The sequence below is a fragment of the Plectonema radiosum NIES-515 genome (assembly GCF_025753815.1).
Classification (GTDB): Bacteria; Cyanobacteriota; Cyanobacteriia; order Cyanobacteriales; family Nostocaceae; genus Hassallia; species Hassallia radiosum_A.
Genome location: NZ_JAOWRF010000139.1, coordinates 1 through 19260, shown reverse-complemented (window position 1 = coordinate 19260; position 19260 = coordinate 1). Strand labels below are relative to the sequence as shown.

Sequence of the window (19260 nt, the reverse complement as noted above, 5' to 3'; positions counted from 1 at the left end):
GCGTAATTAATCCGGCTTTCACCAAGCTGGATTTTCCGGAACCGGAAGCACCCAGCACCACTGTTAGGGGTTGGTTGATGATGAATGCTTCTAATTTTTCGATTAAGGCTTTTCTGCCAAAAAAGAGGCTGCTATCTTTTTCTTCATAGGATTTCAATCCTCTGTAAGGATTGGTATTTTCATCGAGTGCGGGTGCTGGTGCTAACTTATTCGGGTCAAACCCCGGAACGGGAAAGATATACTCACCTTTGTCATGGTGTTTAAGTTGACAGAATCCTGGAGTTTGTTTGGCGCTTGTCTTGCCCAATTCGCCATGTATATATACGTATATTTCCGTAGCTGTAATGACTCCATCAGTGCTGAAATCTGCTTTTCCTGATAGCGCGTTCAAAAGTAATTCTGCAAACGGGGAGTTTCCTGAATCTTCGTTGCGTTGTCCGAATCGATACAATGAATCAGCAGCTTTTTCATCATCGCCGGCGGAGGTGATTACTTGTTGGGCGCAACTAGAGATAAAGCGATCGTAACGTTCGCGATATACTTTATTTTGAAGCACAGCATCTCTGTTACCTGCCCAACGAAATGCGCCTGCGAAGCAACAATCTAGGATAATTAATATGTGACGGCATGGTAGTTTAATTAAAGCATCGTGGAGTCGCTTCATAGACAGCATACTGCTGTCATTATTCATGTGTGCATCTTGAGGAACAAGAAAGCCTGTTGAACCATCGGTGCTATCTAATGCATCTGAAGCGATACCGTGTCCGGCAAAGTAGAATAATACTCGGTCAGTTTCTTGAATTTGAATTTGGCTATTATCAGAAGAAGGTAATGTATGCGTTTCCAGAGCCGTTAATAGATTGGTGAATTTGTCGCTGTTGGCATCGCTATCTAACAGCAGCAAAACTTGGTATTCGTAAATGCTAGCTAAAGTTGCAGCGATTTTTTGGGCATCATTGACGGCAGTTTTTAGTGCCGGAATGCCGTTAGAGTATTCATTAATACCAATAACTACTGCCAGACTGCGTTTAATTTCTTCCATAAGATGCCTGTTATTTAATAACTATAAGCATCTACAAGCAGATTATCCACAATTTCCAGATATTTTTAGCAAGTATCTTTAGATGCCTTCTATTGATGTGTGTGGAGGCGATCGCCACCATTTGAGGAATTTACTATTGAGATGCCACAAACGCACACAGCACGCGATCGCTTGCTGTGTGAAAACGTTGAAGTTTTCTTATAAATAAGTAGTTAAATTAGAGATATAGCATATACTACATCTCTAATTTAACTGCTCAGACTCAGCAAGCCTTATTTATCTCCTCCTATCCCCCATGCTGATTAATAACTTTTCCACCTCGTCGGCTTTAGCTTCAGCTTGAGAGCTATGGCAATTGCGAAACATATCCCTTGCTCTTCTCAACAGATTTATGCCTCCTCCTATGTCATTGCTGTCAATACGAGCTTTACCTTCCCTGAAAGTATTTTCAGCTTCAATTTCTTCAGGAGTTATAACTTCATATCCGTCTGCCATAATTTTTGATGCTCCTTGTTTTAGATTACAAATATGACTTCGATAGCGAGGGAAGTCTTAAACTCTACATTTATATATGGGTGCAAGTTAAATAATTTATGCACTGATGGGATGGGGCAAAGAAGTAAGTTGCAAAAGACGCGATCGCTAGGTTTGTTTGCAAAGAGTGCGTAGGCATAGCCCGCCGCAGGCATCGCTAACTTTAGGATTATTATTTAAATAGCTATCCAGCCAACTACAACTACGTGTAAGTAAATTATCCAAATCTAAATCCCATAAAATCACTTTGCCTTTCCAATCAGCTGAAGCAATAGTCTTACCATCCGGACTGAAACTGACATCAAAAATAGTGCCTTGATTGCCTTGTAAAGTTTTTATAAGTTCACCATCTAGTTTCCAAAGCTTAATTTTATTGCCACTTACTGAAACTAAAGTTTGACCATTCGGGCTAAAATTAATTTTGTGAACGCTATCGTCGTCTTTTGAAAAAACTTTATGGCTCTGATTATTTAGATACCAGAGTCTCACAGTTTTGTCATAACTAGCTGAAGCAAGCATTTTTCCGTTAGGGCTGAAACTTACACTCATAACTCCTTCCTTGTGACCTGGAAAATTTTTAATAAATCTGCCATCTGGTACATTCCAAAGCTTGATAGTTTTGTCAAGGCTGGCTGAAGCAATCGTTTTACCATCAGGGCTAAAGCTGACACTTGTAACTACCTTATTATGTGCTGGGATAGTTTTAATTAAGCTTCCATTTGCTACATTCCAAAGCTTCACAGTTGTATCATCACTCGCTGAGGCAATTGTTTTGCTATCAGGGCTAAAGCTGACACTAGAAACTTTTTTGCCGTGTCCTTCCAAAGTCCGAATTAATGTACCTTGAAGATTCCAAAGTTTCACAGTTCCATCTTCGCCGGCGGATGCAATTAATCTACCATCCGGACTAAAGCTTACTTGTAAAACTGTTTGGTTATCTGCTTGCACATTCCACAACTGCTTACCATTTTGCCAAAGCTGAAGATTTTTATCTGATGCTGAGACAATCATTTTACTATCAGGGCTGAAACTGACACTTTTACCCCCCGACTGAAGAATTTTAGGTGGAAGTATACTATCAAGATTCCAGAGTTTTACCGTGCCATCTTCACCAGCTAAAGCAATCATTTTGCTGTCGGGGCTAAAACTGAGTTCATAGATAATAGTGTCAGGAATTACTAAAGTTTGCACTAGTTTATCGGATTTTGAATTCCATATTTTAACAGTTCCATCCTTGCTAGCGGAAGCAATATATTTACCATCGCGACTAACATCTAAATAAATAACTTCATCAATATGTCCCCGCAAGGTTTTTATTTGTTTACCGTTTATATTCCAGAGCTTGATAGTTGTATCACTATTCGTTGCGGCAATAGTTGTATTATTAACAAAACGCACCCCTAAACGGTCAAGTCGCACAGAATCATTCGGAATAGTTTTAAGTAACTTGCGCTCTTTTACACTCCAAAGTTTGATAGTTCTATCTACACTAGCGGTAGCAATCATCTGATTATCAGGACTAAAACTTAAATCTCTGATTTGATCGTGATGTCCTGGCAAACTTACGAGTGGTTTGCCATCTTTCTGCCACAAATTTAGTGTATATGTTGTATTTCTACTAGCAGTGGCAATAATTTGTCCATCGGCACTCAAACTGATAGCAGAAATTCCTTTTTTATCTGGAATTGATTTCCGGAATTTAAAAGTGCCGTCAGACTGACGCTGCCAAATTTTGACAGTATTATCTTTACTCGCAGAAATTAAAGTTTTGCCATCGGCACTAAAACGCACATGAGAAACTCCATATTTATGCCGTGCAAGTGTTTGAATACATTTGCCATCAAGATTCCACAATTTAATAGTGTTGTCTAAACTTGCGGAAGCAATTGTTTTATTATCTAAATTAAAACTTACACTCATGACAGCTTGAGTATGTCCTTCAAAACGGTTGCGCTCCCTTACTTGATTAGCCAACTGTTGCAAGGTAGTTACAACTTTGATTTTGGTAGCTTCCTTCGTCAAAATTGTGTCTTTTTTCAGCATTTCTCCCGCTTTTACACCTTCTCTTAATAAATCTTTTTTTAGCATTTCACCGGCTTTGACACCTTCTATCAGCGCTTCTAATTGGTTGTTGGAGGCTAAACGCGCTTCTGATAAAGCACTGGTAGTTTCAATTACTTGATTTTCTGCATCAATCCCATTCTTAATTGCAATAATAGTTGCACCACTTAAAATTATTAATGCACCACTTACAAGACTCCAACGTAAAGTAGCGTTTTTGCGTTTTTGTCTGATGCTACGTCGCACAAACTCAGCTTCTATTTTGTTAAACCAGTTATTATTAGAATTCAATATTTGTTTCAATAAATCCAAGCGCGGATCGGCATTCCATAAAAATCGTGTTTTTTGTTGGCTTTTCCACTCAAGTGCAGCTGGTGTTAACCGTCGTTGAAAAATCAAATTTTCCTGTTCTTCTTGTTTCCAAGTCCGCAGCTTATTCCACCCCCGCACTAAAATATCATGAGCAGGTTCGACATATTCTTGATTCTCTGTATCTTGTCCTTTCACTAACAAGCGAGCAGCTACAAAACGCTCAATTACTAACTCTGCTCGTGCATTTTCTGCTTCTGGATACTCCAATTCTGTACAGAATACTTGTCTGCGAGCTAATTCACCGCTACCTATCGCTACCATTCGCAGCATTACTTGTTTGATTGTTTGAGCATATGCCGAATCAAGTTTTACTAACTCGTCATATTCACAATCTGCTCTTTGAGTGAGACTGCGTGTCACTCCTCCCAATTCTTCATAATCTGCTAGGGTAATCGCTCGATTACTTCTTTTATCTTCTCTGGTACTCTTGATATATTTCAAATAAAGTTCACTTAATGTGAAGGATAGTAAAGGCAAAGCTCCGGGCATTTGTGCCACTTCATCAATTAAATTGTCTACTAAAATTGGCGGTTCAAAATACAAGACTCGTGCAGTGGCAGGTTCTGTAATGCACGATCGCAATTCTTGCCGCGTCATTGCTGGGATAATAAATCGCGCTTTTTGCCAATAAGGTTTTAACGCTTTATCTCTAAACTGCGGTTCAAAGTCACTTCGCAGCGTGATTACAATCCTTAATTGTTCGGGAAAAGCTTTAATTGCTCTTGCCAATCCGGTCAGAAAGTTTTCTGATTGTTTGTCATTTTGGCATAGGGTAATTAATTCTTCAAATTGGTCAATAAAAAGTAATAATTTAGTATTAGGGTTAGCCTGACTCCAAGTTTTGACGCTTTGATAAAGTGTATGCAATTCTTGCTCAAAAGCTTGATTTGGCTGGGCGAAAATTGGCAAGTTTTCTTTTAATAATGTGTTATTCAAAGCGGTGAAGGGAGATTTTCCTGGACGAATTGGAGCAAGGATGCGCCACTGTCCACTATTTTTTAAATAGGGAATTAATCCGGCTTTAACTAAGCTTGATTTACCAGAGCCAGAAGCGCCTAATACAACTGTTAAAGCTTGATTTGTAATGAAGTTTTGCAGCTTTTCAATTAAAGCTTTTCTGCCAAAAAATAAGCTGCTATCTTTTTCTTCAAAAGACTCTAATCCTCGGTAGGGATTTTTACTTTCATCAAGTGGGGGAGCTTTCTCTAAGTTTTTCGGTTCAAAACCGGGAATTGGAAAGATATACTCACCTTTGTCATGGCGTTTTAGTTGACAATAACCTGGGGTTTGTTTGGCGGTTGTTTTACCTAATTCACTATATATATATAAATAGATTTCTGTTGCGGTGATAACGCCATCTTTGGTAAAATCGGCTTCTCCTAAAAGCGCTTTAAATAGCAGTTCTGCGAAGGGAGAATGACCATTAATATTACCTCGTTGTCCAAAATTGAGAAGGGAATCGGCAGCTTTTTCGTCATCGGCAGCGGAGGTTATTACTTGTTGAGCGCAACCAGAAATGAAGCGCTGATAACGTTCTTGATACATTTTCTGCGATCGCACTGCTTCTCTTTGCAATCCAGCCCAGCGAAATGCACCCGCAAAGCAGCAATCAAGGATAATCAAAAGGTGACGGCAAGGCAGTTGTATTAGAGCATCGTGGAACCGCTGCATCGCTACCCAACTATTGCTATCATCACATCGTGCATCCTGGGGTACAAGGTAGCCTGCTGGTCCATCTGTGTTGTCAAGTCCACTCAAAGCAATGCCATGTCCCCCAAAGTAAAATAAAAGGCGATCGCTTTCTTCTACCTGTATCAACCCATCAGCTAAAGGTAGCTGCTGCTGTCCAAAAGCTGTCAACAAATCATTTAGCTTGGACTGAGTTGCATCTGCATCCAATAGCTGTAAGACTTTGTATTCATATTCTTTTGCCAAAATTTTCGCAAGTTCCCTAGCATCATTTACAGCTGTCTCTAAAGGTGGAATCCCATTTGTGTATTGGTTAACACCAATAACCACTGCAAAATTGCGTTTAATTTCTGCCATAAACTAACATCATGTCCGCTTAATTAATATTAATAAAAACATTGGACATCTCCGAAAATTAAATATGCGTTATCCAAACCCCAAGAGACGCGAAATTTCGCGTCTCTACATTGTTTTCCGGAGATGTCTATTGGAACCGTCCTACAGACGTTCCACTCTTTACGTCTCTACAATAGACATCTCCAAACCCCAAGAAACTTCGTCTGATCGCGTCTATACAAGGGTTTCGACAACGCATAGTTCATTTATGGAGATGTCTAATATATGTGATTAAAGGACATGACATAACATAAGCAAAAATATCTCTGCAAAACCCCACCTCATGAAAGAGGCAGGGTTATTTTTTACAGGCAACTACTTAAAGTGAGTGTTCGTTACCAGCTACAATCTGACTGCTTCTAGTTTGACTAGTTGGCTGTGGTTGCGGAGAACGGTTCGACAAAATAGAGATAGCAACACCTGCTATAATTAATGCGATTACTGTAATAATTGCGCTACTAATTAACAGAGCATTTTGGGTTTGAGAGGAAGTTTCAGCGGGTTTTGGTGTGGTGTTTTCTTCAGGCTCTGCAATCAATGAATCGGCATTTATTGCTGATGCTGTCGGGGGCTGATTTTCCGGATGGGAAAATTCGTAAAGTGCTCTAGATAGTGCAGCTAACCCGGCAGGATGAGTAAAGTAGGTAAGGTGATCGCAGGCGGCATCGGGTGGTAATATTCTTGGTTGAGGCGATCGCTTAGAATTAACGCTCTTTATACTAGCCAAAGTCACTGCTATATCATTCGGCTGAGTAAAAAACGCCATATCTACAACTTTATTTACAGATGCACCAAACATCCTATCCATCAGTTGTTTGAGTGGATTGATTTGCTTATCTCCTTGCAGTGCCATAGCTGTAGCCATCACCGACCTGTCACCGGCTATAATTGTATAAAGAACACCAGGATCGGGATTTTCGGCAAGCTGTTTCAAAATAGGTGAATCTGGCTGCATTTGCTCCAGAGATTTATCATTATTTTCCAGAACTTTCAACAAATCTGCTACTATTTTAGTAGGCCAAACTATTGTTGAAAGTTGATTTAACCCGATACCAAGAGCGGCAAAAACCCAATCTTGTATTGCAGGCCAAGGTGAACCTGCATTGGGTGTCCCTAACATTACTAAATGTTGCACAACTTGATTGCCACCTAGTCTCTCGATAAACCAGCGAGAAACCAAACCACCCATTGAGTGAGCGACAATATGCAATTGTTTACCGTGGTTTGCTCCCAAGCCAATTTCTTGCAATTTCTCCCCTAAAGACTTGGCATTCTCTTCAATTGTCGTTTGGATATTTTCATAGTCAAAAGCCAAAACTACATCATAAAGTTCTTTAATTGAACGCTGTTTTTGATCAACTTCCACAAAAGCATGTTTAACACTGGGAAGTAGACTTGCTGTGTCACCAACAATTCCATGAATGTAAAGGATAATTTTCTTTGCTTGCGCTACTTGCGTTTTAATTATCTGCTTATCTTTTTCGTAGGTTACTTTGTCTTTTTCCCCAACTTCGGCTATAGCTAAAATTGGATATTCAAATGGACTTCCTAGTTTTTGGCTAACTATTTTTTCAAAGAAAATCCGAATTGAACCGTGTATACTGCGACTAATTCCTGTTGGTTTTGGCAACCTTTCTAAGGTAATTTCCGTTTTGCCATCTGAGAATCGCGAACCTCTTCCTAATGGTAAGAAAAACTGTCCATCATAAGCAAAGGGTAAAAGGTGTTCATTCTCTGCTAATTGAGTATCAACTAGCAATTTTAGGGGTTGTGCTGCTGTGACTACAGTGTGATCTACTACGTCACTTAACTCTAAAGCACTCAAGCCGGGATCGCTGCCTCGGCTAGTTGTAAATTGAAAGGATTCAGTAAAACGAGGTTGTTGCCGCAAAATCGCAGGTAAAATCAAATTGCCTAAATCTCTGCTTGCTTGCGGTACGGTGGTGAGATTAACTTTTGCTTGCAAGCTCGGATGTGCTTGCACCTCAACTACACCATTTTGTAGTGCTGTGCTGCTATCAGATTGAATTGCGATCGCATCCTGCGGACAGACTATGGTAATCGAACAGGACTTAGTCATCCAATTATCATAGCTGCCTTCGGCTCTGACAGCTTCACGACTGTTTACCCCTGCCATTAAACGGTCAAGAGTACCACCTCCTCCAAGTGAACGAGTTGGAGGAGGGGGGTTTAATCCATCTTGTTGTAGCAAACTCGCATCAAATTCAGTTGTGCTGACTATCAGCTTTAATATATCTTTGTACTCAGTAATTCCCGATGCTAAATATTCATCTTTGATGTAAAAGTCGATGTTGCTACTTTCGAGAATGTTGCTATTTTCTGAGTCTTTGGCTGCAAGTTTGAAGCTGCTTATTTGATATCCGTCTAACAAGTCGCTAGATATAGAGTAACTTTCTGCGAGGTCTAATACATTGCAATAAAGTGCTTTATTGCTATTATTAGTGAGTTTGATTTGGATAGTTGGCTTTACCCATTCATCATTTTCATAGGTATACTCTAGCCGCATTTCTGAAGCTATTTTATCATCACCACTAAGGGAAGTTTCTTGTCGTCCAGAAAGGACGCTGATTTCCATCGTCACATCATCGTTTTTAACACTACTAGTTGCAGGGGTGGAAAGTTCGAGAATGTTTGTCCAGCGGGCAATATGTTCTAAACGAAGAACTACTTGGTGAGCATTTTCCGAGGTATAAGCTTCTGCGGGATTTTCGGGAATGGGAGCAACTAGCGGACGTTTATCGTTAGGCTGTGTAATCCAATACTGACCTCCACGAATTACTAAATCATAATCTGCATATGTAGCTTCTTCTACCTGACTGACGTATAAGGAAGGTTTGGAATCGAGTGCAGATGTTTGCAGTGCTTGTTTTACCAGTTCTAAACCTGCTTTTTCGCTGTCTTCGCTTCTGATGTAAATTTTCAGAGGCGGCAATGGTATATTAGTAACGATCGCCCAATAAGTTTCAGTTTCAGATAAGCTTACGCTACCACTGATAATTTTGACTTTACTCTTTTGTGGCAGCACTTGCATAACTTGCGCTTCCCCTAAAGACTGGTCAAGTTTAGTTAATTGCTCAGGAGTACTTGCAGCTGGAAATATTGCTAATAATGTGTCTCCATCCTTAGATGGTTTCGGGATACCAGAAATAGCACCTGCATCAATTACCCAACTATTATCGTTCTGGCTGCGGGTCAAGGTAAAGTAGTTGGGACGTTCTTTAATCGCACCACCTAAAAACGGTTTATCTAAATCTTTCGGATCTGTCGCTTCGACTTGCGGGGATTGTTCCTTAACTTTACCACTTACCAACGCATTGAGATTTCTCGCTAAATCTCGATAGGTCATGCTACTATTAGTACGCTGGAGAGTTTGCAATAAGAAGTAAGAAAAAGCTCCTCTAGGTTGACCGTCGTCTCCTTTGTATTCTTTTGCCAATTCGTAGTCACGACAAGCAGAAAACATGACGTGTTTGCCTTTAGGCAATATTACACCAGTTCTTTTCGCATCTAAAGTGCGCGAAGAATTCAACAATTCATCTAATGCTCTTGTGTCTTCGGCAAAAATAAAGCTGCTTAATGGACGTTCTCGTGAATCTACCGGAGAACGACGCACTCTAATTTCTGGTGATATATCTCTGGTTCCCGAACCGGAGTGACAGCAGTCGAGAATGATGACGATATGAGGGTTGTTCTCTGCAACTAGAGAGATTAGGTAGGCTATTTCTTTATCTGCTAAGTCTCGACTATTTGCTGTACGGCTATCGTAGCAAACTAAACTTTCATCTAAACGATCTGCCTCTAAATGCCAAAATTCTTCTGGTGCTTTCTCTTGAGCGCCATGACCTGCATAATAAAATAAGACTACATCTTCACTGTCAGAATAGCACAGATGCTGTAAAAAGCCGTTGATTACTGCTTGACGAGTAGCTTGCTCATTGGTGAGTATCCAAGATTGGTTAGTGGGTTCGACTAGTTGCCATTTTCCATCTTTAGTGATGCGATCGCGCAAATAAGCTTCCACAGCTTTGATGTCGTTAACGCAACCTTTTAACGAGGGAATTTGCTGAGTAGATGTCGGATCGTATTCGTCAATACCAACCAAAAGTGCGTAGATGTTGTTAGCCATATTTACCCTACTTTATGATTTTTTTTGACATCGTAGTTTGACTACGGTTGCATTTTTGTTGTAGCAAAACAATTAAAAGTTGTCTCTATTCTGCCGAAAGTGACATCACAAGAACTTACGCTTTAGTTTTAACCTACCTTTTTGCGTTTAGGAAAGTAAAGCTGGCAAAGCTTTGCTTATACAATCTCAATAGGTATAAGCACAATCAAATTATGCACTTTATATAATGCCTGATTATTTAGAGATGTAAAATAATGCTTTTGTCTTTGCCATGTAGTTTAACTACAACAAGTGCAAGGCTTACCGATATTGATCCAAGCAATCTATACCATTCTTCAACTGAATTTTCAAATGATTGTTACAGAACTAAGCGTTGTGTAAATATTAATTGCGATTTTTTATTAAAAGTTAATATAAATTTAAACTCGTAGTGAGCACTAAAGTGCTCATCAAAGCGATGAATCGCTGACTACGATCTATAGAACCTGCTTTAACTGCTTACAGGCTTTTTCAATCGCATCTATACTACCTGGATTCACTAATCCATAATAATCAAAAACGTAAATTCGGTTATTTTTAGTCGCTTTTAGTTCTTTCCAAAAAGCTTCTTTTTTAAACGAATCTAAAAGCGCTGCATCAGTTTGTTGTGGAGAATTTACAACAATTATTACATCTGGATTTACTTGCAAAACTTTCTCTGCCGAAAGCGTTACATATCCACCAATTGGACTACTACCTTGCAAAGAAGCTGCGACATTTATTGTCGAAAATTTATCCAGCAAATCGCCAGCCCAACTGTTTTTATTTGGTGCTAAAATTGGTTGGCGACTGACTAAAACTAAAGTTGATAATGTCGGATTTTGCTTTTCTGGTAAAAAGGTTTGATAGCGGTTTAATAATGGTTGCGGATCGGCATCAATTGACTTAGCAAGTGTTTTTGTAATTTCTTCTAATGATTCCCACGTCTTGACTTGGGTGAGATATATAGGAATTCCTAGCTGCTTCAGTTTGTCGGTTGTTTGATTAGAAAAACCTTCTGCACCAATTACTAAATCTGGTTTCAGAGCGACTATTTTTTCTAAATTAGGTGGATTTTGTCCTTCACTGACACGAGGAAGTTTCTGGAATTGCGGATGATCTTTAAACAATTTGCTTCCGGCAATGCCGACAAGTTTTGTTTGGTCGAGTTGAGATATAATATCTGCGGCAAGTGAGCTAAGTGCTACAACTTTTTTGGCTGTTTGAATTGAGTTTATGTTTGTGCCTAGTGGTTGCTGTGTGCTTGCGGTACTGCAAGCAAGTAAGATAAAGCTTAATAATATTGCTAATATTGATGAGATGCAACGATTATACATGTTTTTAAACGTAGACGCGTAGCGGCTTGCCGCAGGCTACCGCCAAGACGCCAAGGACGCTAAGAAAAGAAAGAAGTAGAGAGTCTTAAGAATTATTTAGGACTGTTATATAATTCTCATTTCTGTTTTATTGTATATCAATAGATATAAGAAAGAGCGAGTAAATATATATCAAATTTTCCTAGGAAGTTTGACATATCTTTACTCGCCTGGTTCTATACAAGGTTTATTGAAAATCGTTCTCTGATAATAGTTTTATACTGGGAAAAACACTTGTATTCTCAAATACAAATAGACAAGTGTTATCAAAATAAAGAGAATAATCAATAAAGCATAAGATAAACTAATGGGGCAAGATTTATACAGCTTAATCGTTCATAGCTGCTAAAGGACAAATCTGCAAACCCACTGGTGTTTCTAGAATTACAACTTCTACTCCTAAAACATCAGCTAAATTTGCTGGTGTCAATATTTCTTTGGGTTTTCCCACAGCAAAAATTTTTCCTTGAGATAAAAGTGCAAGACGTGTACTATATCTTGCTGCTAAATTGACATCGTGCAAAACTGTAATAATGGTTAAATGCTGTTGGTTTAATTGTTTGAGGAGTTCGAGTAATTCGAGCTGATAGCGAATATCTAAATAAGTTGTGGGTTCATCTAAGAGCAAAATTTGCGGATCTTGAGCTAAAGCAAGCGCTAAAAATGCCCGTTGTCGTTCTCCTCCTGATAATTCTTCCACAAAGCGATCGCTATATTCATCCATCCGGGTCAATTGCAATGCGGTTTCTACTTTGGCTTTATCTTCTTTTTGAAGTGAGTATTGCCACCAAGGTTGATACGGTGTACGTCCTAATGATACCAGTTGCCGCACCGTTAAACCACTAGGAATTGTTTGCTGTTGTGGTAATAATGCTAAGTTTTGTGCCACAACCGACGCAGGTTGGCTGTGAATGGCTTTACCATCTAACAATACAGTTCCCTGTTGTGGCTTCAGTAACCGACTGATAAGTTTTAGTAGTGTCGATTTTCCCGAACCATTCGCACCAACTAAACTCAACCATTCACCTGTTTTTACTGTTAGGCTGATTTCATGAATAATTGGTTTAGCTGTGTAACCCCCAGTTAAATTTTGTGTTTCTAAAAGCATCTTAGTTGTTGGTTTTTGGTTGTTATTTGTTCGTTGTTGGTTGATAGTTGGAAAAAATTACTCATAACAACTATCCACTAACTCTTTAAATTCCAGATTTTCGATTGTATAACAACCAAATAAATAAAGGTGAACCAAGTAAAGCAGTAACTGCACCAACGGGCAATTCTACAGCACCTAAACGCGAAAGCAAATCGGCTGCGGTGAGAACTAAAGCACCTCCAATTGCGCTTAATGGCAAAACTGCCCGGTAATCTGTACCTACCATGAGGCGGATACCGTGAGGTACAATTAAGCCGACGAAGCCGATTAATCCACCAATGCTGACAGCACCGGCAGCTAGAAGTGTAGCGACACCACCGATTAAAATGCGATCGCGCAATAAATTTACTCCTAAACTCACTGCTAATTCATCACCCAAATTCAACAAGTTGACGGCACGCGCTAATAAGCATCCCAGTAACAATGCTACGCTAATATAAGCTCCAGCTACCGTCACTTCATTCCATCCCCGCCCATTCAAACTGCCAATCAACCAACTTAAAGCAGTTTGTATTCTACCATCTTCTGCCATCAATAATAATACTGACTGAATCGCCCCAAATAAGGAACTGACGGCAACTCCACCCAAAATTAACCGCTCAATTGATATACCTTCACGACTGCGAGCTAAAAAATAAACAATAAGTGTTGTCAATAAGCTGCCGACCCAAGCTCCTAAAGGAATCCAACTCAAAAACACTCCGAAGCTTAACATGGCGATCGCAAATAAACCCGCACCCGCAGAAATACCGAGTAGAAATGGGTCGGCTAGTCCGTTGCGTAACATTCCTTGGAGGAGTGAACCAGACATTCCCAAAGCTGCACCCACGAGCATTGCTGCTAAAATACGGGGTAAACGCAAGTCCCAAATAATTGTTTGATTTAGGGAATCGCCTGTTTTTGTTAGTGCTTGCCATATTTGGAGTGTCGTCATTGATACTGCCCCCAAAGAGAGGGAAATGCCGACGATTAGAATTAAGGCGATAGTTAGAAGTAATGTGGCTATGATTAGGCGATCGCTTGATCTAAAATTATCAATAATTTTTATCATTAATTGTCTCACGCACTCGTAGCAAAGGCACAGAGAGATGATTTAATTTAAGTTAGCTAAGTCGTCTGGGGTATTGCAGTTAAATAGCATTCCTGGTTCTGTGAGGGGTAAAACTTGTACGGGATGTTGATTGAGCCACTGCTGAAACGATCGCCCGCCTTGATTGATATACTCATTTAAGTCTGGTAAACAACTGCGGCGATAAAAGCCACATAAGGGTTCCCATCCTTTGATATGATGCGCTAAAGTGGCGATCGCACTCGTTCTTACATCATCAAGTTGATTTGCCCATTCTTGCAAAGCTTCTACTCGCAACTTCGGTAAATCACACGCTAGCAATAATACCCAATCTGTTTGTACTTGCGCTAGTCCTTGAGCAAATCCGATTAATGGTCCAGCAAATAAAGGCGCTTCTTTTATAAACTGGCAGTTAGGCGGTAGTATGTGTTGATAGCGTTGTTCCCAAGGTGTGACAACATAAACTGTAGCTGCACAATCTTCAGCAATTTTATAAATTCTTTGCAATAACGGCACACCTTGAATCAAAATCAAAGCTTTATCCTCACCCATGCGAGAACTTTTTCCTCCAGCTAAGATGATCGCAGTTAATTCGCTACGGTTTGTCATTAGTCTACCAAGAATAGTCAGAAGTTAAATCATCAGCATTGAACTCACGTTATATTATCCTTTAAGAGTATCTGAAAAAAGTAGCTATGACTGGTTCATCACAAGAACTTCTAAGTACCTTGCTATTGCTGCTAATTCTTTGCGTCACTCTGCGCTTACCTCCGTTACCTGGTGCGTTTAAAAACGCGCTCATCTTTATGCGATCGCACTTACTTGGCTCATCCCCTAGTCTGACTTTGCTGGATTTGCTGCAATAATTGCTCGATACTTTCAGCAGCTGGCAGACATTTCAAACCTTGACAAACTAATCCTACACTACGCTCTGGTAATTTAGAGCCGCTGGTAAACACAGCCGTAGGCAAATATTTGGGAATAAGAATATTTATCTGCTCGCTTGTGGTGCGAATCAAAGTCGAGTTACGATACCAATCCAAAGCTGCAAACAAACTCGGACAAGCTTGAGGAGCGCTACTCATTACAGCCCGAAAAGCTTTTAAACCTTGTTCAGCTAAATCGAGATAATGCAAATTATCCGTCAAAAGCGCCAGCCGCACAAGATTAGCGATCGCTATTCCATTCGCTGCTGGTGTGGCATTATCTACATAACTGCGTTCTCGCACAATTAAATCTTGACTCGCGTCTCTAGATGTGTTATAATAACCGCCTAATTCAATACTTAAAAGAAATTCGTCAAATTCATCTTGGAGAGCGATCGCTTTTTCTAACCAAAACGTTTGATTGGGTGAACTAACTTGTAAATCCAATAACGCTTTGATAAAAAAGGCGTAATCTTCAGATTGAGCTAACACGCTCGGAGACAATTGGTAATTTAATCGGTGGAAACGTCCATCCACAAACTGATTATCTAAGATAAAGTTTGCCGCTCGTGTTGCTAGTTCTAGATAAGACGGTTGTTGAAATACTCTATAAGCTACAGCCAAACCGGAAATCATCAAGCTATTCCAAGCCACAATCATTTTAGTATCTGTGACTGCGGGAATGCGTCCTTGCCAGTTTACCGTTTTTGCTTCGTGGTTGTTGCGGGCAGGAGGAAAAGTTTGAAGTTCAGATGTTGCACCATAGCGAGCAACAAAAAGCTTGGAGAGTGCATTTTCTAGGGTATCACTTAATTCTTCTGCATAACGCCTTTGCAACACATTGTTAGCTTCAAAGTTGCCATTAGGCGTTACAGTCAACTGCTGTTGTAATTCCGTTAGTTCCTCAGCAGTCAGCAATTGTTGTAATTCTTTATAACTCCAGATGTAAAAGGCTCCTTCCTCTGGTTCAGCTTCTGAGTCAGGTGTTGTAAAACTGTCAGCATCTTGAGCTGCATAGAAATAACCTTCCGGTGCAGTCATTTCGCGACTTAACCATTTGACAGTCAAAGCGATCGCTCTGTTAAAAGCCGGCTCTTCTACTCCTGCACTCCACAAAGATGCCAGATACTCCACAATCTGACCATTGTCGTAAAGCATCTTTTCAAAATGCGGTACAGTCCAAGTAGAATCAACCGTGTAACGGTGAAAGCCACCACCTACATGATCGAAAATACCCCCTAGTGCTAAATCTAGCCCTCGCTGAGTACAAACTTCCTTGCCATTATATTTTGATTGATTTTCAAGAGCATCAGGTAAAGAAAATCTAGTTCCCCGTAGCGCTAATTCCGCATAGGGAATCATCGGGAAGCGATTACCTTGTTGATCGCAAGTAATTATAACCGTGCCAGTTTCCCAGCCTTGCCGTAATAATTCATCATCCTCTTTGCTTGTTCCGTCATCTAATTGCAAAACCGCAGAACTGAGCAACGACTCTAAAATTACCGCTTTGCGTTGACGCAAGTCCTCTTTTTCGGTATCATAATAGCGACGCAGCGCTTGCAAAACTTGTAAAAAGCCAGGACGACCAAAGCGCGGCTCCACAGGGAAATAAGTACCAGCATAAAAGGGTACTAAATCTTCTGGAGAAAGAAAGACATTTAAGGGCCAGCCTCCTTGACCATTACTCATCATCTGCAAAGACTGCATATAAATGCTGTCGATGTCCGGTCTTTCTTCGCGGTCTACTTTAATGGGGAGAAAATTAGCGTTCATGTATTCGGCGATCGCCAAATCAGAAAACGCCTCACCTTCCATCACAGTACACCAGTGGCAGCTAGAGTAGCCAATCGAGAGAAAAATCGGTTTATTCTGCGTTTTTGCATTTATTAGTGCTTCATCACACCAAGTCCACCAATCAATTGGGTTTGAAGCGTGTTTGCGGAGGTACAGACTCAAGGCTAGAGCAAGGCGATTCGTCATGATTCACAAAGCAGTAGTTACATTACCCTCTTTGCTCAGTCTAATACCTTTGTGGCGCTATGGCGCAGAGCGAAAGACCCAGCTAACCATTGGCACCGGCTTTGTATTTAAAGATGATTCTGTTTTAGGATGAATAGAACTATTTTGGCTAAGTCCCGCTAACAAATGAAGTAAAAAAGTGATGATAGCGGCTTGCAAAAGTTTTTGCAGCATGGTACGTTCCTGTGTCTTTGGGTGGATGGCAATTGCAGTAGAGTTGATTACCCCCATTGCACCTCGTACTATCGATTTACAGCTTTAGGCAGATTCATCCGGATGATTGTTGTTAGAAATGGGCATGGGGCACGCTCGCATTGGGCACGCTCGCATTGGGCAGGCAGACAAGGAGAATAATTCTTCTTTCCCCCCTCCCCCCCTCCCCCCCCTTCCCAGTTCGGGAGAGATTACCGAAACCAATCAACAGATGTAATCGATAAAATGTATTTAAAATAAGTACAAGCACGCTAAATGATTCCTATCGTTATTGAACAATCGGGTCGAGGCGAACGAGCCTTTGATATCTACTCACGGCTGTTACGTGAGCGCATCATCTTTTTGGGACAACAAATAGATAGCAATCTAGCCAACTTGATTGTTGCCCAACTGCTGTTTTTAGATGCTGAAGATGCGGAGAAAGACATTTATATGTACGTTAATTCTCCGGGTGGTTCGGTGACAGCTGGTATGGGCATATTTGATACCATGAAGCACATCCGCCCAGATGTCTGTACAATTTGTACCGGATTAGCCGCGAGTATGGGTGCTTTTCTTCTCAGCGCGGGTGCTAAGGGTAAGCGGATGAGTCTACCCCATTCTCGGATTATGATTCACCAACCTCTTGGTGGCGCCCAAGGACAAGCGACTGATATTGAAATTCAAGCACGCGAAATTTTATACCACAAGCGCAAGCTAAATGAGTTTTTAGCCGATCACACAGGTCAGCCAATTGAGCGTATTGCTGAAGATACCGAACGGGACTTCTTCATGTCCCCAGAGGAAGCCAAGAACTATGGCTTAATAGACTCTGTGATTGACCGTCATGCGGCTGGTAGCCGTCCAATGGCTGTTATCGGTAGTAATTAGAGTTTTTGTATAGTTAGCGCTTCAGCGTTGAAGCGCTGACTACAAATCTAATTAAAATCCGGCTATGGGGTCTGGTTGCGATTCTAAATATCTCAGAAAGTCCAGTAATTCCTCTTCACTGAGCAAAGTGCGTCCCAGCTTGCCGTAGGTTTTTTTCAGATGCTCCTTTCCTTGTTCTTTTGTCCAGCCTAAACGCTCAATTTCGACATCTGTTTTCGCAATTACATCCGACAAGTCTATGGGTTGGCTTTTATTATTTCTCTTGCTTTTTAGATTACCTACATCTTCCGGTTGAGTATAACTGCGGGGGGCAAATTGTCTAACGTTACTAGCAGCAGGCGTTGATAACGGATTCTCTTCAACTTCGCTGCTGTCGTCCAGCATAGCCCAATTTTGCATCGGTATATCATATTCTGGCTCTTGGTTGCTAGTCATAGCAAAGCGAGGCTCTAAGTCTTGGTTGTAAGTGTCGCTGAAAGAAGTCACCTCTGGTTGTGTAGTGGGTGCGTAAACTGGTGATGGAGTTTGAACAGAAGCGATCGCTTCTGTTTGTTCTACAGAATTTACATCAGAGACAGTTGTGTTCAAAGCAGGATGAGGGTTGTTTTGCACCTGCATTGGTTTTGCGGATACCGTCGATCCCGATTCAGAGGAAGTCAATCCCAAAACCATCAACGCTCGATTTCTTGCTTGATCTTCTGCTGCTTCGACTGTTTCTGCTGCTGCCATACCGGTAGCACGAATTACACCTTCAATTTGTACGCTTGCCCGGACAATATATTTTCCACAGAAAATTTCTACTAATTCAGAAATAAGACTCCCGTTGGGATACAAGCTCTGGAATTGAGCCAACATAATACTTTCACCAATCTAAATTCATTAAACAATGCTCGTGCTGCGGCTACTAGTACCGCTTCTTTTTCAAAAACGCTATGCGATCGCCAAATTCGCTCTACTAGTAGTCCACCAGATTAATGGCTGATGGGTTGCTGTCCTGCGGTGACAACTTTTACCATCTGGGAAGGGGGAAAGGGGGGAAGGGGGAAGAAAAATATGATACATGTATTTAAATAAGTCTTCTTACAAACTTCAACGGGACGGTACAGTCCACCGCTCAAGGAAAGCGCTTTATTTCCACACATGAGTCCCTTTACCCTTTACCCCTCTTAAAAAAGGGACTCATGTATGGAGTTATTTAAAACACCCGTAAAGTTTTTTCTTATATGACCCCCTGTACGGGTTTAAAGTCCCCTTATAAAGGAGGTCTCTAATTGTCCGATCTTTACAATCCCCGAACTATTTCTTTCCCCTTTCCCCCTTTCCCCTTTCCCATGAACCCCTCTTCATGAAGAAGTCACCGAATCTAACCACCCGTAAA

General features: G+C 40.7%; 13 protein-coding genes. 2 read left to right on the top strand and 11 right to left on the bottom strand.

The window, feature by feature from the left end:
* The 10 genes from OGM63_RS09335 to OGM63_RS09290 all read right to left on the bottom strand — a co-directional run.
* Nucleotides 1-1042 (bottom strand): nSTAND1 domain-containing NTPase (locus OGM63_RS09335; RefSeq protein ID WP_263745242.1); only part of this gene is annotated, 1042 nt, incomplete at its 3' end.
* A gap of 276 nt (nucleotides 1043-1318) precedes the next feature.
* Nucleotides 1319-1537, bottom strand: coding sequence for a hypothetical protein (locus OGM63_RS09330; RefSeq protein ID WP_263745240.1), 219 nt, complete (start codon nucleotides 1535-1537; stop codon nucleotides 1319-1321).
* Between the two features lie 147 nt (nucleotides 1538-1684).
* On the bottom strand, nucleotides 1685-6055 hold the full coding sequence (locus OGM63_RS09325; RefSeq protein ID WP_263745239.1) for an nSTAND1 domain-containing NTPase: 4371 nt from the start codon (nucleotides 6053-6055) through the stop codon (nucleotides 1685-1687).
* Between the two features lie 358 nt (nucleotides 6056-6413).
* Complete coding sequence (locus OGM63_RS09320; RefSeq protein WP_263745238.1) at nucleotides 6414-10241, bottom strand: DUF7379 domain-containing protein; 3828 nt, start codon at nucleotides 10239-10241, stop codon at nucleotides 6414-6416.
* Nucleotides 10242-10717: 476 nt separating this feature from the next.
* Nucleotides 10718-11596: an ABC transporter substrate-binding protein gene (locus OGM63_RS09315; RefSeq protein WP_263745237.1), complete on the bottom strand. Its 879-nt coding sequence runs from the start codon at nucleotides 11594-11596 to the stop codon at nucleotides 10718-10720.
* 367 nt (nucleotides 11597-11963) lie between these two features.
* On the bottom strand, nucleotides 11964-12743 hold the full coding sequence (locus OGM63_RS09310; RefSeq protein ID WP_263745236.1) for an ABC transporter ATP-binding protein: 780 nt from the start codon (nucleotides 12741-12743) through the stop codon (nucleotides 11964-11966).
* Between the two features lie 85 nt (nucleotides 12744-12828).
* Nucleotides 12829-13836, bottom strand: a complete 1008-nt coding sequence (locus OGM63_RS09305) for a FecCD family ABC transporter permease (protein WP_263745235.1) — start codon at nucleotides 13834-13836, stop codon at nucleotides 12829-12831.
* A 42-nt stretch (nucleotides 13837-13878) separates the two neighbouring features.
* Nucleotides 13879-14463 (bottom strand): molybdenum cofactor guanylyltransferase, encoded by a 585-nt coding sequence (locus tag OGM63_RS09300; RefSeq protein WP_263745234.1) that lies wholly within the window; start codon nucleotides 14461-14463, stop codon nucleotides 13879-13881.
* A gap of 218 nt (nucleotides 14464-14681) precedes the next feature.
* Complete coding sequence (locus OGM63_RS09295; protein ID WP_263745233.1) at nucleotides 14682-16760, bottom strand: thioredoxin domain-containing protein; 2079 nt, start codon at nucleotides 16758-16760, stop codon at nucleotides 14682-14684.
* 57 nt (nucleotides 16761-16817) lie between these two features.
* Nucleotides 16818-17030 carry a QAALIT motif small membrane protein gene (locus OGM63_RS09290; protein ID WP_263745232.1) on the bottom strand — a complete coding sequence of 71 codons (213 nt, stop codon included), beginning with the start codon at nucleotides 17028-17030 and terminating at the stop codon, nucleotides 16818-16820.
* Between the two features lie 237 nt (nucleotides 17031-17267).
* Between OGM63_RS09290 and clpP the strand changes: the two genes are divergently transcribed.
* Nucleotides 17268-17882 carry an ATP-dependent Clp endopeptidase proteolytic subunit ClpP gene (gene clpP / locus OGM63_RS09285; protein ID WP_263745231.1) on the top strand — a complete coding sequence of 205 codons (615 nt, stop codon included), beginning with the start codon at nucleotides 17268-17270 and terminating at the stop codon, nucleotides 17880-17882.
* Between the two features lie 51 nt (nucleotides 17883-17933).
* Here the strand turns inward: clpP and OGM63_RS09280 are convergent, their stop codons facing one another.
* Complete coding sequence (locus OGM63_RS09280; RefSeq protein WP_263745230.1) at nucleotides 17934-18737, bottom strand: slr1353 family protein; 804 nt, start codon at nucleotides 18735-18737, stop codon at nucleotides 17934-17936.
* Between OGM63_RS09280 and OGM63_RS09275 the strand changes: the two genes are divergently transcribed.
* Nucleotides 18726-18857 (top strand): hypothetical protein, encoded by a 132-nt coding sequence (locus OGM63_RS09275; protein ID WP_263745229.1) that lies wholly within the window; start codon nucleotides 18726-18728, stop codon nucleotides 18855-18857. The two genes, OGM63_RS09280 and OGM63_RS09275, sit on opposite strands and share 12 nt — an antisense overlap.
* The last annotated feature ends 403 nt before the right edge of the window (nucleotides 18858-19260 follow it).